Origin of the sequence: Pseudomonas fluorescens NCIMB 11764 (assembly GCF_000293885.2) — a bacterium.
Classification (GTDB): Bacteria; Pseudomonadota; Gammaproteobacteria; order Pseudomonadales; family Pseudomonadaceae; genus Aquipseudomonas; species Aquipseudomonas fluorescens_B.
On record NZ_CP010945.1, the window covers coordinates 171,833 to 184,819 of the forward strand.

15 protein-coding genes and 2 pseudogenes are annotated in these 12,987 nt (G+C 58.6%); 8 read left to right on the top strand and 9 right to left on the bottom strand.

Annotated elements, in window-relative coordinates; all coding sequences use genetic code 11:
* The first annotated feature begins 65 nt into the window (after positions 1–65).
* Complete coding sequence (locus B723_RS33410; RefSeq protein ID WP_016712140.1) at positions 66–239, top strand: hypothetical protein; 174 nt, start codon at positions 66–68, stop codon at positions 237–239.
* Between the two features lie 731 nt (positions 240–970).
* Here B723_RS33410 and ltrA read toward each other — a convergent pair.
* Together ltrA and B723_RS00830 are read right to left on the bottom strand one after the other, a co-directional pair.
* The gene (ltrA, locus tag B723_RS00825) at positions 971–2,239 is read right to left on the bottom strand and encodes a group II intron reverse transcriptase/maturase (RefSeq protein ID WP_010562502.1); all 1,269 of its coding nucleotides are present in this window, start codon (positions 2,237–2,239) and stop codon (positions 971–973) included.
* A 519-nt stretch (positions 2,240–2,758) separates the two neighbouring features.
* Positions 2,759–3,269: pseudogene (locus B723_RS00830) on the bottom strand (IS5-like element ISPst7 family transposase); the annotation flags it as partial.
* Positions 3,270–3,611: 342 nt separating this feature from the next.
* On the opposite strand from B723_RS00830, the gene phnC reads away from it, so the two are divergent.
* The 6 genes and pseudogenes from phnC to B723_RS00860 all read left to right on the top strand — a co-directional run.
* Positions 3,612–4,439 carry a phosphonate ABC transporter ATP-binding protein gene (phnC, locus tag B723_RS00835; RefSeq protein WP_003118432.1) on the top strand — a complete coding sequence of 276 codons (828 nt, stop codon included), beginning with the start codon at positions 3,612–3,614 and terminating at the stop codon, positions 4,437–4,439.
* Positions 4,436–5,299 carry a phosphate/phosphite/phosphonate ABC transporter substrate-binding protein gene (phnD, locus tag B723_RS00840; protein ID WP_010466255.1) on the top strand — a complete coding sequence of 288 codons (864 nt, stop codon included), beginning with the start codon at positions 4,436–4,438 and terminating at the stop codon, positions 5,297–5,299. Before phnC ends, phnD begins: the two co-directional genes overlap by 4 nt.
* Before the next feature lie 8 nt (positions 5,300–5,307).
* Positions 5,308–6,135 (top strand): phosphonate ABC transporter, permease protein PhnE, encoded by an 828-nt coding sequence (gene phnE, locus B723_RS00845; protein WP_010466252.1) that lies wholly within the window; start codon positions 5,308–5,310, stop codon positions 6,133–6,135.
* 8 nt (positions 6,136–6,143) lie between these two features.
* A complete protein-coding gene (gene ptxD, locus B723_RS00850) occupies positions 6,144–7,154 on the top strand; it encodes a phosphonate dehydrogenase PtxD (RefSeq protein WP_017339643.1) in 1,011 nt (336 codons plus the stop codon).
* A complete protein-coding gene (locus B723_RS00855) occupies positions 7,148–8,017 on the top strand; it encodes a LysR family transcriptional regulator (RefSeq protein ID WP_003127731.1) in 870 nt (289 codons plus the stop codon). The genes ptxD and B723_RS00855 overlap by 7 nt, the downstream gene beginning before the upstream one ends.
* 107 nt (positions 8,018–8,124) lie before the next feature.
* Positions 8,125–8,430: pseudogene (locus B723_RS00860) on the top strand (IS5/IS1182 family transposase); the annotation flags it as partial.
* 97 nt (positions 8,431–8,527) lie between these two features.
* Here B723_RS00860 and tnpB read toward each other — a convergent pair.
* The 6 genes from tnpB to B723_RS00890 form a co-directional block, all read right to left on the bottom strand.
* Positions 8,528–8,863 (bottom strand): IS66 family insertion sequence element accessory protein TnpB, encoded by a 336-nt coding sequence (gene tnpB, locus B723_RS33550; protein WP_010562499.1) that lies wholly within the window; start codon positions 8,861–8,863, stop codon positions 8,528–8,530.
* Positions 8,860–9,177, bottom strand: a complete 318-nt coding sequence (gene tnpA, locus B723_RS00870; protein ID WP_010562498.1) for an IS66-like element accessory protein TnpA — start codon at positions 9,175–9,177, stop codon at positions 8,860–8,862. Before tnpA ends, tnpB begins: the two co-directional genes overlap by 4 nt.
* Positions 9,178–9,236: 59 nt before the next feature.
* A complete protein-coding gene (locus B723_RS00875) occupies positions 9,237–9,731 on the bottom strand; it encodes an inositol monophosphatase family protein (protein ID WP_017340928.1) in 495 nt (164 codons plus the stop codon).
* Positions 9,731–10,033, bottom strand: coding sequence for a hypothetical protein (locus B723_RS00880; protein ID WP_003298444.1), 303 nt, complete (start codon positions 10,031–10,033; stop codon positions 9,731–9,733). Before B723_RS00880 ends, B723_RS00875 begins: the two co-directional genes overlap by 1 nt.
* A 90-nt stretch (positions 10,034–10,123) precedes the next feature.
* Positions 10,124–11,524 carry a DEAD/DEAH box helicase gene (locus B723_RS00885; protein ID WP_003127305.1) on the bottom strand — a complete coding sequence of 467 codons (1,401 nt, stop codon included), beginning with the start codon at positions 11,522–11,524 and terminating at the stop codon, positions 10,124–10,126.
* Complete coding sequence (locus tag B723_RS00890) at positions 11,521–12,099, bottom strand: hypothetical protein (protein WP_003127304.1); 579 nt, start codon at positions 12,097–12,099, stop codon at positions 11,521–11,523. Before B723_RS00890 ends, B723_RS00885 begins: the two co-directional genes overlap by 4 nt.
* Before the next feature lie 104 nt (positions 12,100–12,203).
* Between B723_RS00890 and B723_RS00895 the strand changes: the two genes are divergently transcribed.
* Positions 12,204–12,425, top strand: coding sequence for a helix-turn-helix domain-containing protein (locus B723_RS00895; protein WP_010562496.1), 222 nt, complete (start codon positions 12,204–12,206; stop codon positions 12,423–12,425).
* Between the two features lie 132 nt (positions 12,426–12,557).
* Here the strand turns inward: B723_RS00895 and B723_RS00900 are convergent, their stop codons facing one another.
* Positions 12,558–12,986 (bottom strand): hypothetical protein, encoded by a 429-nt coding sequence (locus B723_RS00900; protein WP_010562495.1) that lies wholly within the window; start codon positions 12,984–12,986, stop codon positions 12,558–12,560.
* Position 12,987: the final 1 nt, after the last annotated feature.

Sequence of the window (12,987 nt, forward strand, 5' to 3'; positions counted from 1 at the left end):
CCAGCCCCTCCCCTTCGAACATAACATCACGTCACGTTACAAACCTAAGCCAGGTGCCCATGCCTATGAAAACTAGCAATCGCGTTGTGATCGAGGTTGATCCTGCCCAAAAGCAGCAGATCTACGCCGCACTCAAGGCGCGTGGGTTGACCATGCGTGAGTGGTTTCTGCAGCAGGTGAGTCAGGAGCTTTCCATTCCGCAGCCCACCCCACCCTCCAGTCAGTCGAGCAACGATTAAGTATTTCTCAGGGAGTCGAGCAGATGCTCAAGACAGTCAAGCAGGCATGCACATTCAACCCCATCATTCGCGACTACCCAACTAGGCGAAGAGGAAGCCATCAAGCCCTACTGGGTCAATGGCCCTCGCGCGGTCGATCAGGCTGGCTGGAAGAAAATTATCGGGGACAAACCGACCCTGATCATGCTCGATGAGTTGCCGCCCTACCTTGAAAACGCGAGCACTACTGTCATCGGCGGCGGTACGCTGGCTACCGTGAGCACCTACACACTCAGCTGCCTGATGAGCGCCGCTCTGGAGTTACCGCGTTGCTGCATTGTGATTGCCAACCTATCCGGCAGCTATGTGGCTCAGACCAAGGCAATTGCCGAAGCAATCTCTAACCTCCAGCAAGAAGCCAGTCGCCAAGCGAGCACCATCACCCCCGTGCAGTTGGCGGGTACCTGTTCATCCCTAGCGCCTCTCCGCCTTGATGCTGGCAGATTCAGTCTGGCCTCGCGGTTCGACCTACCGAAATATCGGCGGTTACATTGTCCCCAGAGCTTCAGACCCGGCTGTTACCGGCCACGCCTGTCTGGGTAGGGAACGAGTGGTGGAACAGTCGGTTCCGTCGGGCGTTAACCTGCGGAACAGAAACCCATGCGACTTTCAGGTCGCACTGCCGAAATGGTGAGTCGGCCGCGGGAACTGCCCCCGCAGCCGCTCGCAGAACCGTACGTGACACTCTCGCGTCATACGGCTCCCGTTATCCAACCTTGCTGCCCGGTCACTCGCCAGTGATGAAACAGCCGGGGTACCACAGTCCGCATCTTGTCCAGCCATTGGCTAATGCGCCGCTTGCGCCTATGAAGGGCCTTGTATTTTCGTCGGGCCCAGCGTTCAAGCGCGCGGTCAATGTGCTGGAAGATGCCAAGCATGGCTGTCCGATAGAACGAGCCATAGTATTGCCACCACCCCTGTATCACTGGATTGTAGAGCCGAGCCACGTCGACCAGCGTCACGTGGGTTTGGCGATTGAGTCGCCACCTGCGTACCGCTTGCCGCATCCGCTTTAAGGCATCCGCACTCGCTCCCGGAAGGAAGCTCGTGAAGAGCTGGTCTTGTTTGCTGAGCGCCTTCCTCGGCCTAAAGGTGAAGCCGAGGAAGGTAAAGCTCACATGCGGATAACCTGCGCGACGGTTACTGTCCTTGCAGTACACGACTTTCGATTTCTCCGGGTGCATCGTCAAGCCACAGGCAGCCAGCCGTGAAGCAATGGAGCGCATCACGTACTCCGCTTGCTTTCGACTGCGGCAGTGCACCACCGCATCATCGGCGTAGCGGGCAAACGGGCAGTTGGGGCTGGTACGTTGCATCCAGGTGTCGAAGGCATAGTGCATGAACAGATTCATCAGGAGGGGACTGAGCACTCCACCTTGCGGGGTGCCGCGTTCGCGTGGGACGCGCATGCCGTCATCCGTTTCGAACGGCGCAACCAGCCACCGCTCGATGTACAGAAGTATCCAGTCCTCCTTGATGTGCAGGCGCACCGCCTTCATCAGCAACCCATGATTGATCTGATCGAAGGCTGCCTTGATATCAAACTCCACCACCCAGTCGTATCGCCAGCAGCGCTCACGCGTGATCGCCACCGCCTGCTTCGCTGATCGTCCCGGCCGGTACCCATAGGAGTCCGAGTGGAAGATCGAGTCCAGCTCCGGCTCGATGAGAAGCTTGACCACGGTTTGCGCGACACGATCACCAACCGTGGGCACTCCCAGCTTGCGCGTGCCTCCCGATGCCTTGGGAATTTCTACTTGCTTGACCGGAGGCGGGAAGTACGACCCCGACGACATCCGATTCCACAGCTTGTAGAGATTCTTAGACAGATCCCGCTCGAAATCGGCGATGGTTTCATCGTCGATGCCGGCAGCACCGCGGTTGGCCCTGACCTGCTGGTAGGCGTCCCATACCGTGCGTTTCGCTATGTCATAAGGTTTCGCCGAGCTCACGCCACTCATCCCCGGAGGTTGGCAACGCTCGTCGGCCGGATAACGCCGCCCCTTCGCTCCACCTCCATTACAGAGGCTTCATCGCTACTACGGGAAGCTCCGCCCCTCGTTCCAGCATCGGTATTCTTCCTCATGGTGTTGGCCATTTGTCATTTTCCTTCGCATCTGGAACAAGGTTCTCACGTTCCGTACCAAAGCCTGTATGAAGATCATGCCGCCTATACACCGGCTGCCATCGGGTCCGTAAGCAGGTAACGCCCCGACTTGTCCTGAAGCCAGTACTCCACCTCAGTTTCGGCAGCACCTTGGGCATAACGATGCGTCATCGGACGGTTTGCTTTCGCTCATCTTCTCCATACTCACCTGCCATCCTCAGGGATGACTTTTCCTCGGTCGCTCACCACCACACCTTTTGGATGCAGCAGCACCGGGTGGTTTGAAGTCCGCTCCTGCAAGCCGACTTCGGAAGGCCTACTTCCATCTTCGGCACAGCAGCACAGGTCATCTGACCTGTGTTCGTGACACACAATACTGGTTTCCCTTCTTGGTCTGGTGCATTTCCGGGTCGCGCTTGCCGTCCTTGTTCTTGGTCGAACTGGGCGCATTGATCAGCGTTGCATCGACGATGGTGCCCTGGCGCAGCGACAGGCCGCGGTCGCCCAGAGCCATTGATGACAGCGAGGATGCCGGCCGCCAGCTCGTGTTTCTCCAGCAAGCGGCGGAAGTTGAGAATGGTGGTTTCGTCGGGGATGCGCTCCAGGTTCAGCCCGGCAAACTGGCGCAGGATCGTGGTTTCGTACAGCGCTTCCTCCATCGCTGGATCGCTGTAGCCGAACCAGTTCTGCAGCAGATGCACACGCAGCATCGCCATCAACGGGTAGGCCGGACGGCCACCTTCACCCTTCGGATAATGTGGCTCGATCAAAGCAATCAAGCCCTTCCACGGCACCACCCGATCCATCTCGATCAGGAACAACTCCTTGCGGGTTTGCTTGCGCTTGCCAGCGTACTCGGCGTCGGCGAAGGTCATCTGCTTCATCGGGAAACTCGGTGGGTGGAATCCGGGTATTTTGCCAAAATCTGGAAGTCTTCTTCAGAGTTTCCCTAGTGTGCGCTCTCTTGCTTGGATGGCATTACGTTCTGGCCCAACGTTACTGTAGCGAATCCGCAGCAGTATCAATCAAAGCCTCCTGTATCCCGCGTGAAGAAAGACGCTACGTTGCGCCCGTTCTTCCACGGCTTCGCTTGCCGCCCCGCTACGGCAGATTCGAAGTATTCATCGAAATGTCATCCTTTAGAAACAGTGCGTTAACAAGGAATTTCTACCCTTTGCATCGCGAACCGCAATTGTGCGGCCAGCAATATTGCGAAAGGTGATCAAATGACGCCCCATCCGATACAGGACGCCGTGCTGCGGGTCGACCGGTTGAGCGTCGTCTATCCAGGCGGCGTGACAGCCCTACGCGATACCTCGATTGCATTTCGGCGTGGTGAGTTCACCGTGCTGCTTGGTCTCTCGGGCGCAGGCAAGTCGACCTTGCTCCGTAGTCTCAATCGACTCGTCACGCCCACTGGCGGCAGTGTCACCAGCGAACTCGGTGAACTCGGCAGCGGCTCGGCCTTGCGTCAGCATCGTCGGCGTACCGCCATGATCTTTCAGCACCACCAGCTAATCGAACGTCAAAGCGCACTGGCTAATGTGCTTACCGGTCGGCTGGCCTTTCACAACACGCTCCGCTCGCTGTTTCCTCTGCCGCGTGCCGATCAGGAGATTGCGCTCAGTTGCCTCGCTCGGGTCGGTCTGGCAGACAAGGCGCTAAGCCGGGTGGACAAACTGTCCGGTGGCCAGCAGCAGCGGGTAGGCATCGCGCGTGCGCTAGCGCAACAGCCGGCGATCATTCTGGCCGATGAGCCGGTAGCCAGTCTCGACCCGGCCACTTCGGTCCGTGTTCTCGGATTGCTGCGCGACATCTGCAAGGAAGACGGCATCACCGCCATCGTTTCGCTGCATCAACTCGAATATGCCCGCCGCTTCGCCGATCGCGTCGTCGGGCTGGCCGATTCTCAGATCGTTTTCGATGCCGCGCCCTCGGAACTCACCGATGCGCAGCTTGAGCGCATCTATGCAGGCCGCTCTACGACTCAGCCAGCGAATGCTCCGGCTGAACCACCTGTCATGCTCGAACCTTCACTGGAGATGTCCCGATGAAACGCTTATCCGCGCTCTTATTGACTTGCTTGCTGTCCGCTGTTTCAAGTTTGTCCGCCCTAGCGGCCGATGCCGATCCGGATGTGCTAAAGGTTGCCCTGCTGCCGGACGAAAACGCCTCCGAGCTGATCAAGCGTAACCAGCCGCTGAAGGATTATCTGGAAGAGCATCTGGACAAGAAGGTGCAGCTGATCGTAACCACCGACTATTCCTCGATGATTGAGGCGATGCGCTTTGGCCGTATCGACCTGGCGTATTTCGGTCCGCTGTCCTACGTCATGGCCAAAAGCAAAAGCGACATCGAGCCCTTCGCTGCCATGGTCATCGACGGCAAGCCGACCTATCGCTCGGTGATTATCGCCAATGTGGCGTCAGGCGTGAATGAGTATGCCGACCTTAAGGGCAAGAAGATGGCCTATGGTGACCGGGCATCGACGTCCAGCCATTTGATTCCCAAAACCGTGCTTCTTGAGACGGCCGATTTGACGGGTGGGCAGGACTACGAACAACATTTTGTGGGCACGCATGACGCCGTTGCCGTCAACGTGGCGAACGGCAACGCCGATGCGGGTGGGCTGTCGGAGGTAATTTTCAATCACGTAGCCGAACGTGGCCTAATCGATCCGAGCAAGGTGAAAGTACTTGGTTACAGCGGCGAATACCCCCAGTACCCCTGGGCGATGCGCTCGAACCTGAGCCCCGAGCTGAAAACCAAGGTGCGGGATGTATTCGTCGGTATCGACGATCCCGAAGTGCTGCGCAACTTCAAGGCCGAGGCCTTCGCGCCAATCACCGACGCCGACTACGATGTGATCCGCAACATGGGATCGCTGCTCGGCCTCGACTTCGCCACGATGTGAGCACCGATATGTCTACTCATTACGACGTGCAGGCGCTGCCTGCAGAGCAACGCGAGCACATCCTTCGAGGCTTCGGCCTCGGTTGGTGGCGCCAGCTGGGGCAGGTGGCGATTGTATTCGGAGTGGTGCTGTTGGCCTGCTGGTACGTGGGGCTGCTCGATGCCACCACGCTGCTGAACGGGCTGCCCTCCATCGCGACCCTGGCAGGCGAGGCCATGCCGCCAGACTTTTCGGGCTATCGAAGCTGGATTCGCCCCTTGATCGACACCTTGGCGATGAGCATCGCCGGTACGGCCATCGCAGTGGTGTTCTCGCTGGTGGTGGCCTTCGTTGCAGCGCGCAATACGGCGCCGCACCCCCTTGTGTTCGGTGTTGCCCGGGTGCTGCTCAATGCCCTGCGGTCGGTGCCGGAGCTGATCATGGGCATCATCTTCGTTGCAGCCGTAGGGTTCGGCGCCTTGCCGGGCGTGCTTGCCCTGGGTCTGCATTCGGTCGGCATGGTCGGCAAGTTCTTCGCCGAGGCCATCGAGCACGTCGACGAAGCGCCGGTGGAAGCCGCTCGGGCGGCGGGGGCTACGCCGATGCAAGTGCTGCTGCACGCGGTTTTGCCACAGGTGACGCCGCAGTTCGCCGACGTGGCGATCTACCGCTGGGAATACAACTTTCGCGCCTCCACCGTGATGGGCATGGTTGGCGCCGGCGGTATCGGCTTCGAACTCATGGGCTCGCTGCGCATCATGCAGTACCAGGAGGTTGCAGCAATCCTGCTGGTCATCCTGGCCATGGTCACGCTAGTAGACGCCTTCAGTGGCGTGCTGCGCAAACGTTTCAAATAGGACAAACCATGCTGCCGAAACTCGTTATAACTCACCGAGTACACGATGAGATCCTGCAACTGCTGGCGCCACATTGCGAGCTGATGACCAACCAGACCGACAGCACGCTGACGCGCGAGGAAATTCTGCGCCGCTGCCGCGATGCTCAGGCGATGATGGCGTTCATGCCCGATCGGGTCGATGCAGACTTTCTTCAAGCCTGCCCTGAGCTGCGTGTAGTCGGCTGCGCGCTCAAGGGCTTCGACAATTTCGATGTGGACGCCTGTACTGCCCGCGGGGTCTGGCTGACCTTCGTGCCTGATCTGTTGACGGTCCCGACTGCCGAGCTGGCGATCGGACTGGCGGTGGGGCTGGGGCGGCATCTGCGGGCAGCAGATGCGTTCGTCCGCTCTGGCGAGTTCCAGGGCTGGCAACCACAGTTCTACGGCACGGGGCTGGATAACGCTACGGTCGGCATCCTTGGCATGGGCGCCATCGGACTGGCCATGGCTGATCGCTTGCAGGGATGGGGCGCGACCCTGCAGTACCACGAGGCGAAGGCTCTGGATACACAAACCGAGCAACGGCTCGGCCTGCGCCAGGTGGCGTGCAGCGAACTCTTCGCCAGCTCGGACTTCATCCTGCTGGCGCTTCCCTTGAATGCCGATACCCAGCATCTGGTCAACGCCGAGCTGCTTGCCCTCGTACGGCCGGGCGCTCTGCTTGTAAACCCCTGTCGTGGTTCGGTAGTGGATGAAGCCGCCGTGCTCGCGGCGCTTGAGCGAGGCCAGCTCGGCGGGTATGCGGCGGATGTATTCGAAATGGAAGACTGGGCTCGCGCGGACCGGCCGCGGCTGATCGATCCTGCGCTGCTCGCGCATCCGAATACGCTGTTCACTCCGCACATAGGGTCGGCAGTGCGCGCGGTGCGCCTGGAGATTGAACGTTGTGCAGCGCAGAACATCATCCAGGCATTGGCAGGTGCGCGCCCAATCAACGCTGCGAACCGTCTGCCCAAGGCCGAGCCTGCCGCATGTTGAATCCGGTCTGGCTGAAGAGCCTGGTAGCGATCGTTCAAACAGGCAGTTTTCAGAGCGCGGCGAGGGCGTTGGGGCTGGCCCAGCCGACGGTGTCGCAGCACTTGCAGAAGCTTGAAGAGCAGGTCGGCGTAACGCTGGTGCAGCGCAGTCGTAGCGGCTGCCAGCCTACCACACGGGCGCTGGCCTTCATGCCGCATGCGACCGCCTTGCTCGACATGCACGCCCGGGCGCTAGAAGCCCTGCATGGCAATCGTGAGCGCGTCGGGGCCAGCTCCAACATCGGCACCTACCTTCTCCTGCCATTCGTGCGCAACTATCTGACGACCGCAAATGAGAGGGGCGAGGTGGATCTGCGCATCGCCGCCAACCCGGATGTGGCCGACCAGCTACTGGCGGGCCAGCTCGACGCCGCGATCATGGAATGGTGGCTACCTCACCCCGACTTCGAACACCGCCTCTGGCGGGTCGAGCCGCTGGTGCTTATCGTCAGCCCCGACCATGCGCTGGCTGAAGCAGGGTGCATAGAACGTGATCGTCTGGTGGACCTGCCGATGCTGGGAGGTGAACCGGGTAGCGGTACCGGACGGCTTCTGACCGAATACTTTGGCGAACTGGGCGTGCCTCGCAGCGGTATGCAGCTAGGCAGCACCGAGGCAGTCAAACAAGCAGTGAGGGCGGGACTCGGCGTGTCGTTGGTGATGGCTTCCGCAGTACAAGACGAAGTTCGCAGTGGCGCGCTGGTAGCTCTTCCCATCCCGGGGCTTGAAAAGCGTCTCCAACTGATCTGGCGCAAACCTCCCGGAAATCTGCACCCGCCGGGATTTGTGCGGCACTTATTGGAGGAGGCAGATCTAGCTGGATAAGGTGATGGATGGTTGCGATCCAGCGCTTGGCTTGTCAGCCTAGGGAAACTCTGAAAAAGACTTTCTGATTTGGCAAAATACCGCGACCCCACCCACCGAGTTTCCCGATGAAGCAGATGACCTTCGCCGACGCCGAGTACGCTGGCAAGCGCAAGCAAACCCGCAAGGAGTTGTTCCTGATCGAGATGGATCGGGTGGTGCCGTGGAAGGGCTTGATTGCTTTGATCGAGCCACATTATCCGAAAGGTGAAGGTGGCCGTCCGGCCTACCCGTTGATGGCGATGCTGCGTGTGCATCTGCTGCAGAACTGGTTCGGCTACAGCGATCCAGCGATGGAGGAAGCGCTGTACGAAACCACGATCCTGCGCCAGTTTGCCGGGCTGAACCTGGAGCGCATCCCCGACGAAACCACCAGGTGTCAGTTGGTCGAGATTGGGCGAGGAAGTCATGCCGCTGATTGTGCCAGAGCAGGCGATCAGCGCAGATAAAGCGATGGGCTAATGGCCGGCGCTACAGCACTGTGATCGCACCGGCTGCACCAACCCGCTGCCAAGGTAAACCGAGCACCAAAGCCTGAAGCTGCTCGGTGTCGAGTTCAACTTCCGAGCCGCGGTGGATGCCTGGCCAGTGAAACTTGCCCTGGTTCAATCGCCGCGCGGCCAGCCAGATCCCTACACCGTCATGCACCAACACTTTCATGCGGTTGGCGCGGCGGTTGGCGAACAGATAAGCACAGTGCGGCTTCGCCGCACCGAATACCTCCACTACACGGGCCAATGCGGTCTCGGTGCCGGCGCGCATGTCCATCGGCTCAGTGGCAAGCCAGATGCTATCGATGCGGATCACGGGGCAAGCCCCCGGACAAAGCGGGCGCAGCCGTCAGGATCGGACACTGGCCATTTCACTGTGACTGACTGCTCGCCAAGCGATAGCTCAATAATCACCGATGCTGCAGTCGGCCGTTTGGGCGTAGCCCTCAATGGAACGAACGCCGGCAACGCCGCGGGTAGCTGATCTCGGTAAAGCGGTAGCCATTTTCGAATGACGTTGGCGTTGATGCCATGGCGGATGGCAACGCTGGAGACGGTCGCACCCGGTTGTAGGCATTCCTGAACGACCTGGACCTTGAACGGTTCGGGGTAAGAGCTTCGTTGGCGCATGGAAATCCTAACGTTAAGGACGAACGCGTCCGCTTAAAAATACGCGGACACCATCGCCCTTAATGCTGGAGTTCGGAAGGTGACTTGGCTGGACGCTTACCCAAGATCGCAGATTGCAGGTCATTATTCACGGGACGACCATTACGCAGTAAAGCCGGTGCACCCTCAGCCCATGCTATGCAGTCAGGACCACTAGGCGTGACGGGGGCGTAAACCACGCCCAGCACTGGCGTTGCGTTATGCAGCAATCCGATAGAAATGGCAGAGCCCGGCCGACGATTGAGGAAGTCGCCTGTTCCATCATTGGGGTCAACAACCCAACTAAATGGGTGGCCTGATAGCTCGCAGCCCGTTTCTTCTCCGACAAAATCGCAATTAAGGATGTGCTTCAGTCGCTGTCGCAGAAGTACCTCGATTTCAACATCGACGTCTGCCTTAAAGCCACTGCCCCTTGGGCCGTCTGGTCTATTAAGCTCTGACTCAATAAGTAGGCCTGCTTCGTAAGCAAGCTGCATGACGGGTTCAAGAAGATCGCTCAGCCGCAGTCCTGTCATCAGCTCTTTTCCCAGTAGTTACCCTTGCTGACCAAGCCAAAATCCTCAGAGGAAAATGGCTGCTCATCATCGAACATGCCATTGACCATACACTCCCGACGCAATCCACTCAGCACCCTGAAAAAGCAGGGCTCGCAGAGATGCACCCGATAGTGCTTTCCGTCATGCTGTGATCCATATCCCCATTGGGCTTCAAGCTTGCCGTATTGAAGGCCATAGCCAGGGATACGAGTTCCAGAGCGGCACACGTCGCAGATCACATCCTCAACGACATCGACCAATGCCTGCGACCTAACCTCCATACGCACCTCACGATTACGTTCCACGCGGCACCGGCCGGTTATGGATTCATGCACACCGGCATCATTCGAGCAGCCTCGACTGGCTGAGCATCAGAAACAAGCCAGTAGCTGCTGCCGGTAATGCTGGGAAAAGCTGACCTGGTAAGCGGGCTCATTTGCAAAGCCACCCAGCGAAATGATGTTCGTAGCCTGCGACCCAATACCAGGTTCTGCGCCACCTAACCCAGCATCGCCGATACCCTTGACATGGCCCGAAGCACCCATCGGTTCAGGCCTTGAGTCTGGATTAAATCCAGGCATCTGCACATCTCTCAAAACGGCCAGGTCATCCGGCAAGTCATCTGCAATTCGCTCCGCAAAGCCCTGAAGCTTCGGTTCTGCCAGCATGAATAGCCAAGCCTGGTCATCCGATTCACCTGTGCGTCGCAGTACCCGTCCCAGCACTTGCCGGTAATGCAGTTCGGTGCGGATACGGCTGAGATAGCAGCACACTTGCAGGCGTGGAATGTCGGTGCCTTCGCTGATCATTCCTACGGCGACAATCCAGCGGCAGGTGTTGCTGCGGAATGCATTGATCACTTGCTGCGCATCCGGGGTTTTGTTGGTCACGATACGGCACTCTTCACCCATTGTTTCCAGAGCCTGGGCTATTTGCTGAGCGTGTTCGATGTCGGTAGCCACCACCAAGCCGGCGGCATCAGGCTTGATCTGGCGTAGCTCGTTGAGCTTGCTGTAGCCAAGGTCGAGGATTGGATTGATCACGTCGTCATGGCGCAGCAGTTCCTCATAGGTGACAGGTGACTCCCCCAAAAGCTTGGCGATGCTGGGAAACAGCCTGACGGAGCTATCCGCGCCAAGTTCTTCAGTGAGTTTCACCTTCTGATTATCGAGCAACACAATGCGAGGGGATCGGCACACGCCGTCGGCAATGGCGTCTTTCAAGCCATAGCGGTAATCGCAGATCAAATGCCCTTCGGGCGACGAATAGCGAGCCAAGGCAATGGCCTTGTCGTCCGAACGCCAGGGCGTGCCAGACAGGGCCAACGTGAAGACAGCGCGATCCTGTATCCGGTGCAGTATCTGCTGCCCCCAGGCATTGCTGAGGAGCGGATCGTGGCCGGCGCAATGGTGGATTTCATCGAAGACCACAAGCACCCGGTAGTCATCAAGAAGCTGCCAGAATCCCTCATCACGGTATTCCATGGCCTGATAGGTATAGGCCGCCCCCACGGCACCCATCTGGCCATCGAGACGTCTGCCTAGCACTTCCGAAAAAGTCGAACGAAAACCCTCCACGACCTGGCAGGACGGCGCAAAGCACAGCACCAGGTCAATTCTGTCCTGCTGAAGCAGTCGGCTGGTCAGCTCCGCGGCCATGCGCGTCTTCCCGGCTCCCGGCGTTGCCTGGCAGAAGAAGTGCTGCGTGACGGTAAGGTGCTCCAACGCCTTGGTGATGCAGCTGTTCTGCCAGCTGCGTAGCGATCTGCTCATCGTGGCGCTGCGAGCGTTTTGAGGGTCTTTTCTATGGCGCGTAAATGGCCCAGAAGGCGAGAACTGCGATCCCTGGCCTCCAGGTAATCGCCTTCAACCTTGTCGCGCAAATGCGGCATCTCGTCCAGAAGCAGCTTGAATCGCTCTGCCTCGCCCATTGAAGTGAGAAAGTCCAAGCGGATTTCCTTGTGGAGCGCCTCCAACTGCAAATCCGTATTGGCCGGCAAAGCCTCCACGTCGCGTACCGCCGTGTCTGGTTCGGGCACTCCGGCAGCCATAAGGCTGCTCTCAAAACCGTTGTCGATCAGTTCCAGTTGTAGGTGTGCCGGAATCGGCTGCAGGTGGTAGACCTGTCCTCGGACACGACGGTCCTCGTCCAGTGCAACCCAGCCCGCGCGCACTAGTCGACGGATCTGCTCATACACATAGCGTCGCACATCGGCGATACGGAAATGTGTGCCATTCAGGCGAGCAGCATAGGCATCGCGCAGTTCACGGGTCGTAAAGGTTGTACGCCCTGGCTCCTGAAGCAGCTCATACAGACGCCTGTCGAAGATAAACGAGGCCGATTTCATTGAGGCACCAGAAGAGTTAGCGCGAAAGAAATGCGGATTATAATCCGTGGCCTGTGCGTCCGCAAACGCACGATAGTGCCGCCTCAAGTTGAATTGAGACGGTCATGGATAAGTTGGCGAAAGCGTTAGGGGAACGCATCCGAGTGCAGAGGAAGGCCTGCCGGATTTCCCAGGATGCACTGGCGCTGGCGTGCAATATCGACCGCAGCTACGTAGGGCGGATCGAACGTGGCGAGGTCAACATCACCGTCGAGAAGCTGTATCGCATCGCAAGCGTGCTTGCATGCGATCCATGCGGCCTACTGCCTCAGGCGTCAGAGCTTTAGCCCACCTGATCGACGCTGGCGCTCAAGAAGGCTTGAAATTGCATTAATGCTGTCGGCCCTAACCTCATTATCCAGACTACTAGCTAGAACATTCCCCGACGCTTGTGATGCTGTCGAGGAGGCGTAAATCTATCAATGATGTAGCCGAACCCGGCGTGACTTGTTCTGACGCTCAGCTAGTTCCAGTTCTCTCACGCGCGCCCATAGCTGGAGGTTCTGTGTAAGCGCTCGATCACGCTGCGAACTGACCATCGCCAGCTCTTTTTCTAAAAACAAAACTTTATCTGCTAAACGTTTAATGCTTTTACCACTTGATGAGCCGCAGCCCTTGTCAGCCTCAGCACGACAAGCCTCGATCTTTGCGAGTAATGGCAAATGTGTTTTGCGAGACTTTTTCAGATAACCACGGTCAAATCCAGCCTCATGACTGACGATGCTCGCGGTAAGTTTGGATAGGTCTAGCCCTACATGCTCGGGCATAAAAGGCTTCCCATCGAGAAGGCGCTGCAAAGCTTCCTGACAGGCACCAACCCCCTTGCTTATTCCTTCACCAGACTTCATG

Bases quoted from the DNA above. Each gene is read 5' to 3' on its own strand.
- tnpA (WP_010562498.1), bottom strand. From the start codon at position 9,177: ATGCGCCAACGAAGCTCTTACCCCGAACCGTTCAAGGTCCAGGTCGTT.
- phnC (WP_003118432.1), top strand. From the start codon at position 3,612: ATGACGCCCCATCCGATACAGGACGCCGTGCTGCGGGTCGACCGGTTG.
- B723_RS00855 (WP_003127731.1), top strand. From the start codon at position 7,148: ATGTTGAATCCGGTCTGGCTGAAGAGCCTGGTAGCGATCGTTCAAACA.
- phnE (WP_010466252.1), top strand. From the start codon at position 5,308: ATGTCTACTCATTACGACGTGCAGGCGCTGCCTGCAGAGCAACGCGAG.
- B723_RS00880 (WP_003298444.1), bottom strand. From the start codon at position 10,033: ATGGAGGTTAGGTCGCAGGCATTGGTCGATGTCGTTGAGGATGTGATC.
- B723_RS00900 (WP_010562495.1), bottom strand. From the start codon at position 12,986: ATGAAGTCTGGTGAAGGAATAAGCAAGGGGGTTGGTGCCTGTCAGGAA.
- B723_RS33410 (WP_016712140.1), top strand. From the start codon at position 66: ATGAAAACTAGCAATCGCGTTGTGATCGAGGTTGATCCTGCCCAAAAG.
- B723_RS00890 (WP_003127304.1), bottom strand. From the start codon at position 12,099: ATGAAATCGGCCTCGTTTATCTTCGACAGGCGTCTGTATGAGCTGCTT.
- B723_RS00875 (WP_017340928.1), bottom strand. From the start codon at position 9,731: ATGACAGGACTGCGGCTGAGCGATCTTCTTGAACCCGTCATGCAGCTT.
- B723_RS00895 (WP_010562496.1), top strand. From the start codon at position 12,204: ATGGATAAGTTGGCGAAAGCGTTAGGGGAACGCATCCGAGTGCAGAGG.
- ltrA (WP_010562502.1), bottom strand. From the start codon at position 2,239: ATGAGTGGCGTGAGCTCGGCGAAACCTTATGACATAGCGAAACGCACG.
- ptxD (WP_017339643.1), top strand. From the start codon at position 6,144: ATGCTGCCGAAACTCGTTATAACTCACCGAGTACACGATGAGATCCTG.
- phnD (WP_010466255.1), top strand. From the start codon at position 4,436: ATGAAACGCTTATCCGCGCTCTTATTGACTTGCTTGCTGTCCGCTGTT.
- B723_RS00885 (WP_003127305.1), bottom strand. From the start codon at position 11,524: ATGAGCAGATCGCTACGCAGCTGGCAGAACAGCTGCATCACCAAGGCG.